This is a genomic window from uncultured Lacinutrix sp., assembly GCF_947500325.1.
In the GTDB taxonomy this organism is placed as follows: domain Bacteria; phylum Bacteroidota; class Bacteroidia; order Flavobacteriales; family Flavobacteriaceae; genus Lacinutrix.
The window spans coordinates 1-15113 of record NZ_CANMRQ010000025.1; the positions used below are offsets into that span (position 1 = coordinate 1).

General features: G+C 30.3%; 11 protein-coding genes and 1 pseudogene. 9 read left to right on the forward strand and 3 right to left on the reverse strand.

The genetic code is table 11. From position 1 onward, the window contains the following. A pseudogene (locus Q0997_RS18090) lies at positions 1-954 on the reverse strand (hypothetical protein); the annotation flags it as partial. Between the two features lie 390 nt (positions 955-1344). On the opposite strand from Q0997_RS18090, the gene Q0997_RS18095 reads away from it, so the two are divergent. The 8 genes from Q0997_RS18095 to Q0997_RS18130 all read left to right on the forward strand — a co-directional run bounded on the left by Q0997_RS18095 (position 1345) and on the right by Q0997_RS18130 (position 11509). After that, the gene (locus Q0997_RS18095) at positions 1345-3189 is read left to right on the forward strand and encodes an OstA-like protein (RefSeq protein WP_299891535.1); all 1845 of its coding nucleotides are present in this window, start codon (positions 1345-1347) and stop codon (positions 3187-3189) included. Then, positions 3189-4388 carry an aspartate aminotransferase family protein gene (locus Q0997_RS18100; protein WP_299891537.1) on the forward strand — a complete coding sequence of 400 codons (1200 nt, stop codon included), beginning with the start codon at positions 3189-3191 and terminating at the stop codon, positions 4386-4388. Before Q0997_RS18095 ends, Q0997_RS18100 begins: the two co-directional genes overlap by 1 nt. Positions 4389-4531: 143 nt before the next feature. Beyond that, positions 4532-5917: a tetratricopeptide repeat protein gene (locus Q0997_RS18105; RefSeq protein ID WP_299891540.1), complete on the forward strand. Its 1386-nt coding sequence runs from the start codon at positions 4532-4534 to the stop codon at positions 5915-5917. Positions 5918-6000: 83 nt separating this feature from the next. Beyond that, positions 6001-6963 carry a DUF368 domain-containing protein gene (locus tag Q0997_RS18110; RefSeq protein ID WP_299891543.1) on the forward strand — a complete coding sequence of 321 codons (963 nt, stop codon included), beginning with the start codon at positions 6001-6003 and terminating at the stop codon, positions 6961-6963. Beyond that, the gene (locus Q0997_RS18115; protein ID WP_299891546.1) at positions 6963-7982 is read left to right on the forward strand and encodes a DUF368 domain-containing protein; all 1020 of its coding nucleotides are present in this window, start codon (positions 6963-6965) and stop codon (positions 7980-7982) included. Before Q0997_RS18110 ends, Q0997_RS18115 begins: the two co-directional genes overlap by 1 nt. Next, the gene (locus Q0997_RS18120; protein WP_299891548.1) at positions 7975-8709 is read left to right on the forward strand and encodes a shikimate dehydrogenase; all 735 of its coding nucleotides are present in this window, start codon (positions 7975-7977) and stop codon (positions 8707-8709) included. The genes Q0997_RS18115 and Q0997_RS18120 overlap by 8 nt, the downstream gene beginning before the upstream one ends. Positions 8710-8813: 104 nt before the next feature. After that, complete coding sequence (locus Q0997_RS18125; RefSeq protein WP_299891550.1) at positions 8814-10829, forward strand: DUF349 domain-containing protein; 2016 nt, start codon at positions 8814-8816, stop codon at positions 10827-10829. Between the two features lie 125 nt (positions 10830-10954). Next, complete coding sequence (locus Q0997_RS18130) at positions 10955-11509, forward strand: hypothetical protein (RefSeq protein WP_299891553.1); 555 nt, start codon at positions 10955-10957, stop codon at positions 11507-11509. Positions 11510-11743: 234 nt separating this feature from the next. Here the strand turns inward: Q0997_RS18130 and mazG are convergent, their stop codons facing one another. Beyond that, the gene (gene mazG, locus Q0997_RS18135) at positions 11744-12517 is read right to left on the reverse strand and encodes a nucleoside triphosphate pyrophosphohydrolase (RefSeq protein ID WP_299891555.1); all 774 of its coding nucleotides are present in this window, start codon (positions 12515-12517) and stop codon (positions 11744-11746) included. A gap of 82 nt (positions 12518-12599) precedes the next feature. Here mazG and Q0997_RS18140 point away from each other — a divergent pair, with 82 nt between their 5' ends. Continuing rightward, positions 12600-13493 (forward strand): biopolymer transporter ExbD, encoded by an 894-nt coding sequence (locus Q0997_RS18140; RefSeq protein WP_299891557.1) that lies wholly within the window; start codon positions 12600-12602, stop codon positions 13491-13493. Positions 13494-13572: 79 nt separating this feature from the next. Here Q0997_RS18140 and Q0997_RS18145 read toward each other — a convergent pair whose 3' ends face one another. Next, entirely contained in the window at positions 13573-15021 is a 1449-nt protein-coding gene (locus tag Q0997_RS18145; protein ID WP_299891559.1) for a nicotinate phosphoribosyltransferase, read from the reverse strand. Positions 15022-15113 lie beyond the last annotated feature (92 nt).

Sequence of the window (15113 nt, forward strand, 5' to 3'; positions counted from 1 at the left end):
TACTGCATCAATGTTTGTTTGTAATGTTGTATCTGCTGCATCACTATCTAATTCATTTTGATCTACATCTGCTTGTAATGCTGCTGTTGCTGCTGTTGCTGCTGCTTCATTAGCATCTACATCTGTTTGTACTGCATCAATGTTTGTTTGTAATGTTGTATCTGCTGCATCACTATCTAATTCATTTTGATCTACATCTGCTTGCACTGCTGCTGTTGCTGCTGTTGCTGCTGCTTCATTAGCATCTACATCTGTTTGTACTGCATCAATGTTTGTTTGTAATGTTGTATCTGCTGCATCACTATCTAATTCATTTTGATCTACATCTGCTTGTACTGCTGCTATTGCCGCTGTTGCTGCTGATTGTGCTGATGCTATATCTGCCGAATTTTGAGCAATTGCTGCTTCAGCAATAGTTAAACGGCCATCTAAATTTTGATTCTCTAAGGTAAGAAGTCTTGCTCCTTGGTTAGCATCACTTAAATTTAATGCTGTAATGTTTCCTGTATTATTAATAACAGTTGTTGCTAATTGAATCACATTAGTATCTCCTACTTGTTCTTCAAACTGTAAAGAAGTCATTGCTACAGGAGTTACTCTTAATTGAGAAGTACCAACAACTGCATAAGTTGTTCCTCCGGTTTCATCAAGTGCAATTTCAAGGAAATAGTTTACATTTCCCCAATTTAGTGTTAATATGTCTCCAGACACATTAGCGCCTTCTCCAATGGCAAGGTCAAAAACCCCATTAAGATTGGTAGTTACATTCCATGTTTCAGCGAAAACTTCAGGACCTGTATCAGACCCAGAAAGTATTCTAACTTGAACGCCTAGATTCCCTCCAATAATTAAATCTCCAGCTGCATCTCTAGCTGCTGCCTGATAGTTAAACGATTGAGCTGTAGCAAAACTTGCGGTAAGTAATAGTGCTACAACAAGTAAAATTTTTTTCATGTTGTATTAGTTAAGGTTAATTAAAAAACGCACTAAAAAACTGAGTAGGTTCTAAAAATCGGGTAGAAGGTATATCTTATAGACACACCTATTTTTATGTTAATTTTTTTTGATTTGAAGATAAATTCAATTAATAGCGGCGCAAATAAGGCCATTTTTTTTGAGAAAAAAAAATTTTTGTAGGACAAATATTATAACTAACCATCCACATACAACTCCCTATTCCTATGTTTATTAGACACAACAAGCGAATACAATTATATTATTGTGTTGCTTATTAATATTATAAAAAAACAAACTTTTGGCAGATTTTTTGGTATTAAATAAATCATAATACATAATGTCAACTCATTATAATCATTATTTTTGCTCAAATTCGATTTTTACAAGATGTTAAAAAACCTATACATATTAATTTTTATAGCTTTTGCTTCTACTCAAAGTTTTGCTCAACAAAAGAAGAATATCGAGATAAAAGACTCTGGTGCTTTTGGATCTATTGATGAGGAAAAATTTCCTGGCGCTAGAATTTTAACTCGTAGCGATGCTGGCCAAGTACATGTATATCATGACGGCATAGATATGTGGTGTGACCAAGCGGTATTATATGGTAAAGAAAACTTTGTTGAAGCTTACGGCAACGTACTTATGAAACAAGGAGATACCATTCAAATGGTTGCTAAGTATGCCGAGTATAGTGGAAAAACACAATTAGCTTTCGCTAAAGGTGAAGTTGTATTAACTGAACCCAGTTCTGTTTTAACTACAGAGAAGTTGTTTTTTGATCGCGCTAAACAACAAGCCTTTTATAATGATAATGGAAAAGTTGTTAGAGACTCTTCTGGAACTATTACAAGTACTATTGGTCGTTATTATATGAACGAACAGAAATACCGCTTTTTAAACACAGTCAAATTAGTAAATCCTGAGTATGTTTTAACAACAAACCAACTTGATTTTTATTCTGAAAGCGGTCATGCTTACATGTATGGACCATCAAAAATTGTAGGAGAAACAAGTACTATTTATTGTGAACGTGGTTTTTACGATACAAATGCAGATACTGGATATTTTATTAAAAATTCAAAAATAGATTATGATAATCGAGAGGTTATTGGTGATAGCATGTATTTTGATCGTAAACGTGATTTTGCCTCAGCAACTAATAACATTAAAATTACAGATACTATTAACAATAGTATTATTAAAGGTCATTACGCCGAAGTATATAAATCTAAAGATTCTGCATTTGTAACCAAACGAGCATTAGCTGTATCATTACAAGAAAAAGATTCTATCTACATTCATGCAGATACTTTAATGATTACAGGCAAAGAAAAAAACCGAATTACTCGTGCTTTTAGAAATGCAAAATTATATAAATCTGATGTTAGCGGAAAAGCAGATTCTATTCATGTAAATCACCAAACTGGTTTAACACAACTTATTAATTTATCTAGATTATCTTCAAAAGATGCTTTTGCTGTTAAAAGACGGCCTATACTTTGGAATATAAAAAACCAAATCACTGGTGACACTATTCATATAAAATCTAATCCCGATACTGAAAAAATAGATTCATTAATCGTTTTTGATAATGCGTTTATGATTAGTAAAGACACATTAAGTGATGATGGTTATAGTCAAATAAAAGGGAAGCGATTAATTGGTTTATTTGATAAAGAAAACCAATTAAAAAATGTGAATATTTATAAAAATGCAGAATCTATTTTCTATTTAAGAGATGAAAAAAATGAACTTATAGGTATAGATAAAGCACGATCTGCTAATATAGAAATGGTATTTAGTAATGGTGATATAGATATGTATAAACGTATTTTAAATCCTGAAGCTAAGACTTATCCTGAAGATGACTATCCTAAAAATTCAAAAAAATTAAAAGATTTTGACTGGAGAGAAGAGGAAAGACCTTTAAGTGTTGAAGATTTATTTAAAGATGATCCGCCATTAGAATTAGTAAAAATAAAAGGTTTAGATCCTTTTGTCCCTGAAGAGGAATTTTTTGATGAAGACTTATTAAAACGTGTAGAACAAGCAGATGAAGATGCAAAACCCAAAGTAAGGTTTAGCGATGTAAAAGACACGGAATCTGTAAAAGCACCTAAAGCTTCTAGGCAAATTCCAAAAAAATCAATAAAAAAACAACAAGGTCTAAAACCTAAATTAACAAAGAAATTGGATGTAAAAAAGCCTGTTATTTATGATAAAGAATAATGCAAGACGATTTTTTTAAATACCAAGCGCAGACTACACCACATCCTTTAGCAATGGAAATTTCTCATGCTAATGGGTCTTATATATACGATACAAAAGGGAATGCATATTTAGATTTTGTTGCAGGTGTTTCTGCTTGTAGTTTGGGGCATAAACACCCACGAGTAGTGTCTGCATTAAAAAATCAGTTAGACCAGTATTTACATGTCATGGTTTATGGTGAGTATATACAGAAACCTGCAGTAGAACTAGCTAAACTATTGGCAAAACACTTACCAAATTCTTTAGAGAAAACATACTTAGTTAATTCTGGAACAGAAGCTATTGAAGGTGCAATAAAATTAGCTAGACGAGCAACAGGGCGTAGTCAAATTATTGCGGCACATAATGCCTATCATGGCAACACAATAGGCGCTTTAAGTTTAATGGATTATGAAGAGCGAAAAGCTCCTTTTAGGCCTTTATTACCTGAAATAAATCATATTACTTTTAACTACGAACCACATTTAAAACAGATTACAACTAAAACAGCTTGCGTTATTTTAGAAACTATTCAAGGTGGCGCTGGATTTATAGTACCAAAAAACAATTATCTAGAAAAAGTTAGAGAACGCTGTAATGAGGTTGGCGCTTTATTAATTCTAGATGAAATCCAACCTGGTATAGGACGTACAGGAAAACTTTTTGGTTTTGAAAATTACAATTGTATTCCAGATATTTTAGTTACAGGTAAAGGACTTGGTGGCGGTATGCCTATAGGTGCATTTACCGCTTCAGGAGAACTAATGGATACATTACATAAGAATCCTAAACTAGGACATATTACTACTTTTGGTGGCAATCCTGTAATCGCCGCCGCCGCCTTAGCAACACTACAAGAAGTAACAGAAAGTGACTTAATGTCACAAACTATAGAAAAAGAACACCTTATAAGGCAGCATTTACAACATCCATTAATTACAGAAATTAGAGGAAAAGGTTTAATGCTTGCTGCAATTACAACATCTTCAGAAATCGCTAATCAACTGGTTTTAAAAGCCCAAGACGCTGGTCTTATCTTATTTTGGTTATTGTTCGAACCAAAAGCCATTCGTATTACGCCACCATTAACGATTTCAAATGAGGAGATTATAAAAGGCTGTGGCATTATTATTGAAGTACTTAATACTATTGAAAGTAATGAACAATCTCGTAACTAATTAATATACAGAGATTAAACTCATCCTTAACCTAATAAAGGGCTACATTGTTGATTACTTTGTTAAAAACATTTGTGTGTAAAGCCTCAAAAAAAAGGAATAGAGCGTTACATTTATTACAGTTGAATGCTAAAAATGTGCCTATGGAATTTAGCCAAGAAGAAGAACATAATAATATATCACTTACAAAGTTTGAGTCGATGTTAAAAACAAATAATGTTTTGTTTTTTGATTCAAATGAATTTGAAAATATTATACATCACTACCTTAATAATGGAAAGGTAGCTCTAGCAAAAAAGGCTATAAAATTAGGTTTAGAGCAACACCCAACTTCTACAAATTTAAAACTCTTTAAAATTGAAGTTTTCGTATTTGAAAATGAATTAGATAAAGCCAATGCGCTTTTAGATCAACTTCATGTTTTAGAACCTTCTAATGAAGAAATATATATCCAGAAAGCAAACATTTTATCTAAAGAAGACAAACACCAAGAAGCAATTCATGTACTACAAAAAGCATTAAGTTTGGCTGAAGAAACCTCTGACTTATATTCTTTAATTGGCATGGAATATTTATTCCTTGATCGTTTTGATTTGGCTAAAGACAGCTTTATAAAATGTCTTAAAGCAGATCCTCAAGACTATGCTTCTTTATATAATATTATTTATTGTTTTGATTTTTTAAATGAAACACAAGAAGCCATAGAGTTCCTAACGATTTACTTAGATAAGAATCCTTATTGTGAAGTCGCATGGCATCAATTAGGACGACAATATTATGAACAAAAAGACTATGACAAAGCATTAAATGCTTTTGATTTTGCTATTATTTCTGATGATACTTTTGTAGGTGCGTATTTAGAAAAAGGAAAAGTTTTAGAAAAGCAAAAACAATATAACGAAGCAATTGAAAACTATACTATTACACTTAGTTTAGATGACCCAACATCGTTTGCATTATTACGAATAGGTAGCTGTCATGAAAAATTAGGCAATACCGATTTAGCTGTACAGTATTATTACCAAACTGTTCATGAAGATCCGTTATTAGATAAAGGTTGGATTGCAATTACAAAATTCTACAGTAAACTTAAAAACTATCCTAAAGCTTTATATTACATAAACAAAGCAATTAATATTGATAGTGAAAATGTATTATACTGGAAATTGTATGCGAAAATCAATCACCGTCTAAATTTTCTTGAAGAGGCAGAACGCGGACATAAAAAAGCTATAGAGTTAGGAAATTACGAATTGGAAACGTGGTTAATTAGAGCAGATTTACTTAAAGAATTAGGAGAACCAGAAGCTGCGACATATAATTTAATTCAAGCTGCAGAATTTTATCCAGAAAATGCTGAAATTGAATTTCGTTTAGCCGGTTTATACTTTTTACTATTTGAAACCGAAAAGGCGACATACCATTTAAAAAATGCTATGTGTTTTGATGCGGATCATATTATAATTCTTGAAGAGCTTTTTCCTGAATTTTATGAGTCTTTATTAGTACGAAGTATGATTAAAAGATAATAAATAAGTGACTTTTATTAGCTTTTAAAAAGCTATAAATTGTTTCAAAAATGCATACCTTTGATTTAGACAATTTATTCTAAATGCAAAGAAAACTTTCTAACTATTTAATTATAGCACTTAAAGGTGTTGCAATGGGAGCGGCAGATGTAGTTCCTGGAGTTTCTGGAGGAACAATCGCTTTTATTTCTGGTATATACGAAGAACTCTTACAAAGTATAGACAATTTAAATCTTAGTTTTTTTAAAACTTGGAAAACCGATGGGTTTAAACATGCTTGGCATAAAATAAATGGTAATTTTTTACTCGCTTTATTTTTAGGAATAGCCATTAGTATTTTTTCTTTAGCTAAAGCAATAAAATGGTTATTGTTTAATGAGCCTATTCTATTATGGTCATTCTTTTTTGGATTAGTGCTCTCTAGTATTTTATTTATAGGAAAACAAATTAAGGCATGGAATATTCCTGTTATAACATTATTAATATTAGCAACTATTGGTTCTTATTTTATAACTATTGCTGAGCCATTTGCCTCTCCAGAAAGTAATATATATTTACTCTTTTGTGGCGCTTTAGCTATTATTGCTATGATATTACCAGGCATATCTGGTGCCTTTATATTATTAATACTAGGCGCGTATCAAACAGCAATAAACACTGTAGACGATTTACTTCAAAGTATACTTACCATGAATTTTGCTTTATTTAAAGCGGCTTTTATAAAATTTTTAATGTTAGCTATTGGAGCCATTATAGGAATTAAATCCTTTTCTAAAATTTTAAATTGGATGTTTAAAAATCATAAAAACTTAACCCTTGCTATTTTAACTGGGTTTATGATTGGTTCATTAAATAAAATATGGCCTTGGAAAAGAGTTTTAGAATTTAGAACAAATTCTCATGGAGAAAAAGTGCCTTTCATTGAAAAAAGTATCTCTCCTTTTAATTTTGATGGAGACAACCAATTAATGATTTCGATTATATTAATTGTAGTCGGTTTTTTAACCATATTTATTCTAGAACGTATAGGGTCTAAAGCTAAATAATGGAAAGTACACGCACCTTTAAAGATAAATTATTTTTAGCCTTAAAAGGACTAGGAATGGGTGCAGCTAATAAAGTCCCTGGAGTTTCTGGAGGTGTTGTAGCTTTTGTTGCAGGATTCTATGAAGAGTTTATTTATTCGCTTCAAAAAGTAAATGGGACAGCCTTTAAGCTCTTCATTAATGGACGGTTTAAATCTTTTTTTAGATATATAAATGGTACATTTTTGAGTCTACTATTTTTTGGAATGCTAATAAGTTATTTTAGTGTATCTAAAATTCTAGATTATTTTATAAAGCATTACGAACTCTATGTATGGAGTATTTTCTTTGGAATGATAATTGGCTCTATTTATTATATTAGTAAAGATTTTAAAGACTGGAAACTCACTACTTTTACTGCATTATTTATTGGAGCTGCTATTGGTATTAGTATTAGTTTTTTAGATCCAGCCATGGAAAATGATAATCTATGGTTTGTTTTTATTTGCGGTATTATTAGTGTCTCTGGAATGACACTACCAGGTTTTTCAGGTTCCTTTATATTAATCTTATTAGGTAATTATGTTCTGCTTTTGGTAGACTCTGTCAATGCATTATATGATACTTTTTACGAAATTTCAGGTGGTAATTTTAGTTTTATAAACAATGTAGAACGTATTAGAATGCTTAAAGTTTTAGGTGTATTTACACTAGGCTCTGTAGTTGGCTTAGTCACTTTTTCTCACGTTCTAAATTACATATTAAAGCATTACAAAAGTGTTACAACTGCTTCTATAATAGGATTTATTGTTGGTTCATTAGGCGTTGTATGGCCTTGGAAAAAAACAATATATAAAACGAATAGCAGTGGAGACTTTTTATTAGATTCTGCAGGAAAAAATATTATTGAAAATTATAAGCGCTTTATACCAGAATTAAATACAGAAACCATTATAGCCGTTATTTATGTGATTTTTGGCATCTTAATAGTCTTAGGTCTTGAGTGGTATGGGAGAAAAACAAAAAAAGCGCATGCGTAAATTTGGTTTAATAGGAAAAAATATTTCGTATTCTTTTTCAAGAAATTATTTTAAAAACAAGTTTGAAATTGAAAATATTTCAAACGCATTCTATGAAAATTTTGATATAGAAGACATTAATGCATTTGAATCTGAATTAAAACATCAAGATATAAAAGGTTTTAATGTTACCATTCCATATAAAGAGAGTATCATTCCTTATTTAGATAAATTAAATAAAAAAGCTAAAGCTATAGGTGCAGTAAACACCATTAGAATTTCTAAAAAAGGAAAATATATTGGCTACAATACAGATTTTTATGGTTTTAAAAAGGCTTTAAAACCCTATTTAGAAACTCATCATAAAAAAGCACTTATTTTAGGTACTGGTGGAGCAAGTAAAGCTGTTGCCTATGCTTTAAAATCTTTGAATATTAAATTCTTATTTGTGTCCAGACATCCAAAAAAGGATAATGAAATTTCATATTTAGAACTTTCTGAAAAACTTGTAAAAAAACATCGTCTTATAATAAATTGTACGCCTTTAGGGACACATCCAAATATTAATAATTGCCCAGATATTCCTTATGATTCTATAACTAAAAAACATATCCTTTTCGATTTAATATATAACCCAGAAGAAACTAAGTTCCTAACTATCGGCAAGTTAAAAGGCGCAACAATTGTTAATGGGCAAGGTATGTTAGAGTTGCAAGCCGAGAAGTCTTGGAAGATTTGGAATCGTTAATAATTATAAAACCTGTCATTAAATTACTACAGCCTTTGTAAATAGTGAACTTTTAGTATCTTTAAAGTCTAAATTTTTTACCAGAACCAAAAACATTTAATAAAATGTCAGAGCAAGATAACCTGCAAAATGCAGATGGAATTGAGGATATTAATCCTACCGAAAATACTTCAAAAGAAGAAAACAAGACTGAATTAACTCCTGAAGACAATACAGCTCAAGCTGTTGAAAATGAATCTAATGAAGATGAATTGATTAAAGAAATTGATGACTCTAATGCTGAAGATGCTGAAGGAGAAGGCAATAGTGAAAGACATACCATAGAAGAAAAAGATTATCATTCTATGTCATTAGACGCCTTAGTTATTGAGCTTGAAAAGCTGGTGAAAAATGAAAAAGTACAAGCTATAAAAAAGCATGTAGATGATATTAAGAATGAATTTTCTACAAAATTCAATGCTTTATTAGATGACAAAAAAGCAGATTTTATAAGTAAAGGTGGCAATGAAATAGATTTTCACTATTCTAGTCCGTTACAACGTAGCTTTAAAGATAGTTATAAAGAATACCGTTCTAAAATAAGTGCACATTATAAAAGTTTAGAAAAGAACTTAAAAGAAAACTTATCAAATAGGTTAAACATTATTGAGCAAATTAAAGCGTTAACCGATAATGAAGGCTCGATGAACAGTAAGTATAAAGAATTTAAAGACTTACAAGAACAATGGAAAAATGCAGGTGCTATACCAAGGGATAAATACAATAATGCTTGGAACAGTTACCACTTTAATGTAGAGCGTTTTTATGATTTATTACATTTAGATCGTGATTTAAGAGACAAAGATTTTGAACACAATCTTGGTAAGAAAATTAAAATTATAGAACGTGCTGAAGAATTAGCAAAAGATGATAATACAAATCGTGCGTTTAGAGAATTACAAGCTTTACATAAACTATGGAAAGAAGATTTAGGTCCAGTTGCTAAAGAGCATAGAGAACTAATATGGGATCGCTTTAAACAAGCTACTAAAGCTATTAATGATAAGCGTCAAGAGTATTTTTCTCATTTAGATGAACTATATGAGAAAAATTTAGAATTAAAGCACGGTATTATTGCTCAAATAGAAGCTAAAACTCAAGATAATGTTGACTCGCATAAAGGTTGGCAAAACAAAATAAAAGAAATTGAAGCTTTACGAGAAGAATTTTTTAAAGCTGGAAAAGTTCCTATTAAAGTAAATGAAGCGACTTGGGCAAAATTTAAAGAAGCTGTTAGAAACTTCAATCACAAGAAGAATGCTTATTATAAAAATTTAAAGAAAGATCAGTACGATAATCTTGAAAAGAAATTAGAACTCGTTAAAATTGCTGAAGCTAATAAAGACAATGAGGATTTTGAAGCCACTACACCTTTAATGAAAAAGATTCAAAGCGACTGGAAACGTATTGGACATGTACCTAGAAAAGATAGTGACAAAATCTGGAAACAATTTAAAGGTGCCTGTAATTATTATTTTGACCGCATTCATACAAAGAGAAATGAAGCTAGCGCTGAAGAAGAGAAAGCTTATAGTGATAAAGAAGCCTTTTTAAAAACAGTTAAAGACACAAAGTTATCTGGTGAACAAAAAACAGATTTAGCAACTATAAAAGAACATATTGCTAAATGGAAAACAATTGGACGTGTACCTGGAAACAAACGTAAAATTGAAAGTGAATTTAATGCTACTTTAGACGGTTTATTCAAAACATTGGATATGAATAAAACTGAAGTAGAAATGATTAAATTTGAAAACAAACTTCAGGATTTATCAAGTGCAAGTGACCCAAGAGTGTTGCAAAATGAACGCTCTTTTATTAAAAAGAAAATTGATGAAAGTAAATCTGAAATCAACCAATTACAAAACAATTTATTGTTCTTTAAACATGCCGATGAAAAGAATCCTTTAGTAAAATCTGTACATGATAACATTAAAAAACATGAAGATTCATTAGCTGTATGGCAAACAAAACTTAATAAAATTAAAGCCATTTATAATGCCGAAGCAAAAGCTGCTGCTGAAGCTAAAGCTGCTACTGAAGCAGAACAAAATTCAGAGCCTAATGAAACAGAAGCTTAACGGTTTTAAATAAGAATATATTACAAAAAAATGCTTGTTTTTATGACAAGCATTTTTTTTTTGCAATACAATTAACAGGCATGGTTCTTGTGCATTGCTGTTTTCTAATTTAAACAAAACAACAAATGAAAAAATTATTTCTAGTTCTAATTGTATTAAACTATACTATTACCTCTAAAGCACAAGATGCTAGTGTAGAAAAATCTATCTATGGGATACAAACTGGCCTTTTAGGCGTTTGGGTTCATAATGAGTATAAACTATCTAACGCCTTTGCTTTACGTTCTGAATTAGGAATAGATGCTGGTGTTTCTATTACTAGAGATAATACAGATTTTTTAGCAGCCCCAGTTATTACTTTAGAGCCACGTTGGTATTATAATTTGAATAAAAGAGTAAAAAAGTCAAGACGAATAGATGGTAATAGTGGAAACTTTATATCTATAAAAACCAGTTATCATCCAGATGCATTACTAACCTCGGTAAGAGACAATGTTAATTTCCTTAGCGATATTACAATAGTACCAACTTGGGGAATACGAAGAAATATTGGGAAACATTTTAATTATGAAACAGGAATAGGTGTTGGCTATATTAAAATTTTTAAAGAGGCAAACACAACTGTTTCTAGTCAAGATGTTGCAGTAAACCTACACTTACGTATTGGTTATAGGTTTTAAGTTTAACAAATAAAACCTTTATAAAAACCAAATCCTGTTCGATTTGCATCAAACAGGATTTTGGCTCCTAACTAAACTAACCAATTATTTCTATTTCGCTTACTAGAAATAATTTTTATATAAAATGACATTTAAAAAGTTTACGCTATTAACCAATTTTTCCTATGAAGAAAGAATGTCATTTGCTATATATACGCAGACATTTTAGATTTGGATTACGAAAGCTAAAAAAAATTATATTTTTTTGGCTTCCTCCCAAAATATGTCCATCTCAGATAGCGTCATATCCTTTAAATCTTTATTTAAATCCTTTGCTTTGCTTTCTAAATACTGGAAACGCTTAGAAAATTTCTTATTCGTTCGTTCTAAAGCATTTTCTGGGTTAATATTTAGAAACCGCGCGTAATTAACCATAGAAAATAATACATCACCAAACTCACTTTCCATTTTATCTATATCATTTTTAGCGACTTCTGTTTTAAACTCCTCTAACTCCTCTTCTACTTTTTCCCATACTTGTTCTGGTTTTTCCCAATCGAAACCTACACCAGCAACCTTATCTTGTATACGATTAGCCTTTACTAAAGCTGGTAAACTTATAGGAACACCTTCTAAAACACTTATTTTCCCTTCTTTAAGTTTTAATTTTTCCCAATTACGTTTTACCTCTTCTTCATCTTCTACTTTAACATCGCCATAAATATGTGGATGTCTATGAATAAGTTTTTCGCAAATACTATTACAAACATCGGCAATATCAAAACTGTTGGTTTCGCTTCCTATTTTAGCATAAAACACCAAGTGTAACATTAAATCACCAACTTCTTTTTTAATTTCTTCCAAATCATTATCTAAAATCGCATCGCCTAACTCGTATGTCTCTTCTATTGTTAAATGACGTAAACTTTCCATTGTTTGTTTTTTATCCCATGGACATTGTTCTCGTAACTCATCCATAATAGTTAATAAACGGTCAAAAGCTTGTAGCTGGTTTGCTCTAGAATTCATATAAAAATGTGTTTTTGTAAAAGTACGATTCTTGTCTTTTTTTTCGTTAGTTTTATCTAAAATTTGAAACTAAAATTCTGAAATGAAAATCATAAAATTTTTATTTATTCTAATAATATTTAATGCTTGTAGTACATCTAAAAATTATACTAGAAATAATATAAATCTACCGAAAGGCATAGAAAAAATCAAAGTAAATTCGGCGACTCCTTTTTATAGTATTTATGTTGATAAAAATGAAAAAGTTTATCTTGAGAAAGAAGAGATAAACATTTATAATATAGCAAAAATATTATCTTATAATAAATCTAAATTACCAGAAGAACTCAGGTTTAGGGTAAGAATACATTTATACATTGATCAACAAGTTAATTATAATATAGTAGATGAAATAAAGACTCAATTAGCTTCAATTTATCTTTATAATATATACTACAAAACTAATTCTATTGATGACAAAGATATTTTATTTGGCATCGGATATAGAAATCACAATTCTTTTTTTCATTTTGCCAATTTAAAACCAATAACAACAAAGAAACAAGAAAAAATAAATAAACGTTATTTAGATAGTTTAAAAGTTAGTAGAAAAGGAAAAGATAATGAATTCTTCATGTCTCCGCCACCGCCACCGCCAAATCATTGGTCTATTGAGTTTATTTATAGAATTTACAGTAATCAACAAGAAGTTATAGACGAAGTTTTAAGTGATAAAAAAAGTACGAATATTGAAATAACAAATGATGGCTTAAGAGTAAATAAAGAATTTATTAAATTTAAAGAATATGATAAACTGAGTAGCTTATTCTATAATAACGATGTTCTTTTTGTTAAGTTTAATAAAAAATTAAAATATTCTAATTATTTTAAAATGGTGAGGTTTTATAATAATCTAAAAAGAACTGAACGTGCTTTATTAATTGAATTGTCTAAAGAAATAATTGAAATACATAAAAAAGCAAAAATAAAAATATAGAGAATAATAAATCCAGCCAAAAGGCTGGATTTATTATTTGTATTTCATTATGGGTTTCTGCTTTTACAGTAATAACAAACTATCTTATACGTTTTCGAATTTCACTTAACGTTTGGTCTACAAGTATTTTTCCATCTCTAAATACTTCTTTTAACTCGCCTTGCTTTTCTTCTTCCCAATTCACTTGGTCATATAATTTGTATTCTCCATTTTCAAATTCAATTTTAAGCAAACCTTTTGCAGATTTCTTGGTGCCATCATCTGTAATTGGGTCTTTGTATATTGCTCGACCTTCTCCATCGACTTCACCATAGGTTGCCTTCATGGCAAAACCAAACGTATCTCTTGTATTGTATTGGTATGTAAAAGAACCAATACCTAAAACTACATTGGTAGACGCAAAACCTTTCTGTTTTAAACGTTCACAAATTTGAGTCGCTCTATCTAATGTAATACTATCTCCATAGATTGCTCCAATATGGCTATCTAACTCTTTATAGCCTTTGGTATTGGTTTGTCCTCCAAAAGTATCCCAAAGTAATTCAATAACACCTTTTTGCTCTTCAATAGTTTTTCCATTAGGATTTCCACAAATAATATCTACTGGATCACCACTATCTGGTCTAATAACCACTTTACCATCACGAGCTAAAACTTCCTCTTTTAAATTAGGCAAATATTCTGTTAGTACTTTCCATAAATCCCAAGTATCTGAAACAATAGATACTATACCTTTTGGGTACACCTCTGTTATTAATCGCTTAAAGGTTTCTTGCTCTCCAGTATTAGTTCCCATACACATGACTGAATGTTCTGTTGCTGCTACAGAACCACCAATTAATTCTTTATCTGAATCTGCATTATAGTAGGTTTCTAAAAAATCTATGGTAGGTATTGTGTCTGTTCCTGTAAAACTTAATAAATGGCCTGCAGAACTTATTATTGCTGCTTCTAATCCTGCCATACCACGCATAGAGAAATCATGACCTTGCCAATCGACAAACTCAAGCATTGATGCTGTCTCATTAGCATATTTATCTAATATAATTCTGTATTGTTTTGCAATTGTTGCAGAATTACATGGTAACCAAACTGTAGTAGATATTAAGGTTTCAAAATAGTTAGTTAACCAAAAGAATTCTGGTAATGTATTATACATTGTAAACATTGGCACTCTAATTGGGACAGAAACACCTTCTGGTAATGCTTTTATTACCATAGGAATATATCCTAAATCATGCAAATCTTCAATATGTTTAATACCTACTGAATTTTCTCCTAAATAATTATTTATTCGTCTACTGTATTTTCTACAAATTTCTGCTTTGGGTTTATTAAAAAAGTTATCTCTAAAATCTTCAATAATGTATTTTTTTATAAAATATTGCAAACCAAAAAATACAACTTCATTAATGCCTTCTATCCTACTCTTTCTTGGTGTCCAATTAGAATAAACTAGTATTGTTTGATTTGGGTATTGTCTTCTATGGTCTACTTTGTAACCGTCTGTATATAATAATGGATTCATAGTTTTAAAATTATATTTGCGTAATTATTACACAAATATAATTATCTAATTTCATACAAACAACTTATTTGTGTATTTTTCACGCAAAATAA

Coding starts and splice junctions, on each gene's coding strand:
- Q0997_RS18095 (WP_299891535.1), top strand. CDS start 1,345: ATGTTAAAAAACCTATACATATTAATTTTTATAGCTTTTGCTTCTACT.
- Q0997_RS18100 (WP_299891537.1), top strand. CDS start 3,189: ATGCAAGACGATTTTTTTAAATACCAAGCGCAGACTACACCACATCCT.
- Q0997_RS18105 (WP_299891540.1), top strand. CDS start 4,532: ATGGAATTTAGCCAAGAAGAAGAACATAATAATATATCACTTACAAAG.
- Q0997_RS18110 (WP_299891543.1), top strand. CDS start 6,001: ATGCAAAGAAAACTTTCTAACTATTTAATTATAGCACTTAAAGGTGTT.
- Q0997_RS18115 (WP_299891546.1), top strand. CDS start 6,963: ATGGAAAGTACACGCACCTTTAAAGATAAATTATTTTTAGCCTTAAAA.
- Q0997_RS18120 (WP_299891548.1), top strand. CDS start 7,975: ATGCGTAAATTTGGTTTAATAGGAAAAAATATTTCGTATTCTTTTTCA.
- Q0997_RS18125 (WP_299891550.1), top strand. CDS start 8,814: ATGTCAGAGCAAGATAACCTGCAAAATGCAGATGGAATTGAGGATATT.
- Q0997_RS18130 (WP_299891553.1), top strand. CDS start 10,955: ATGAAAAAATTATTTCTAGTTCTAATTGTATTAAACTATACTATTACC.
- mazG (WP_299891555.1), bottom strand. CDS start 12,517: ATGAATTCTAGAGCAAACCAGCTACAAGCTTTTGACCGTTTATTAACT.
- Q0997_RS18140 (WP_299891557.1), top strand. CDS start 12,600: ATGAAAATCATAAAATTTTTATTTATTCTAATAATATTTAATGCTTGT.
- Q0997_RS18145 (WP_299891559.1), bottom strand. CDS start 15,021: ATGAATCCATTATTATATACAGACGGTTACAAAGTAGACCATAGAAGA.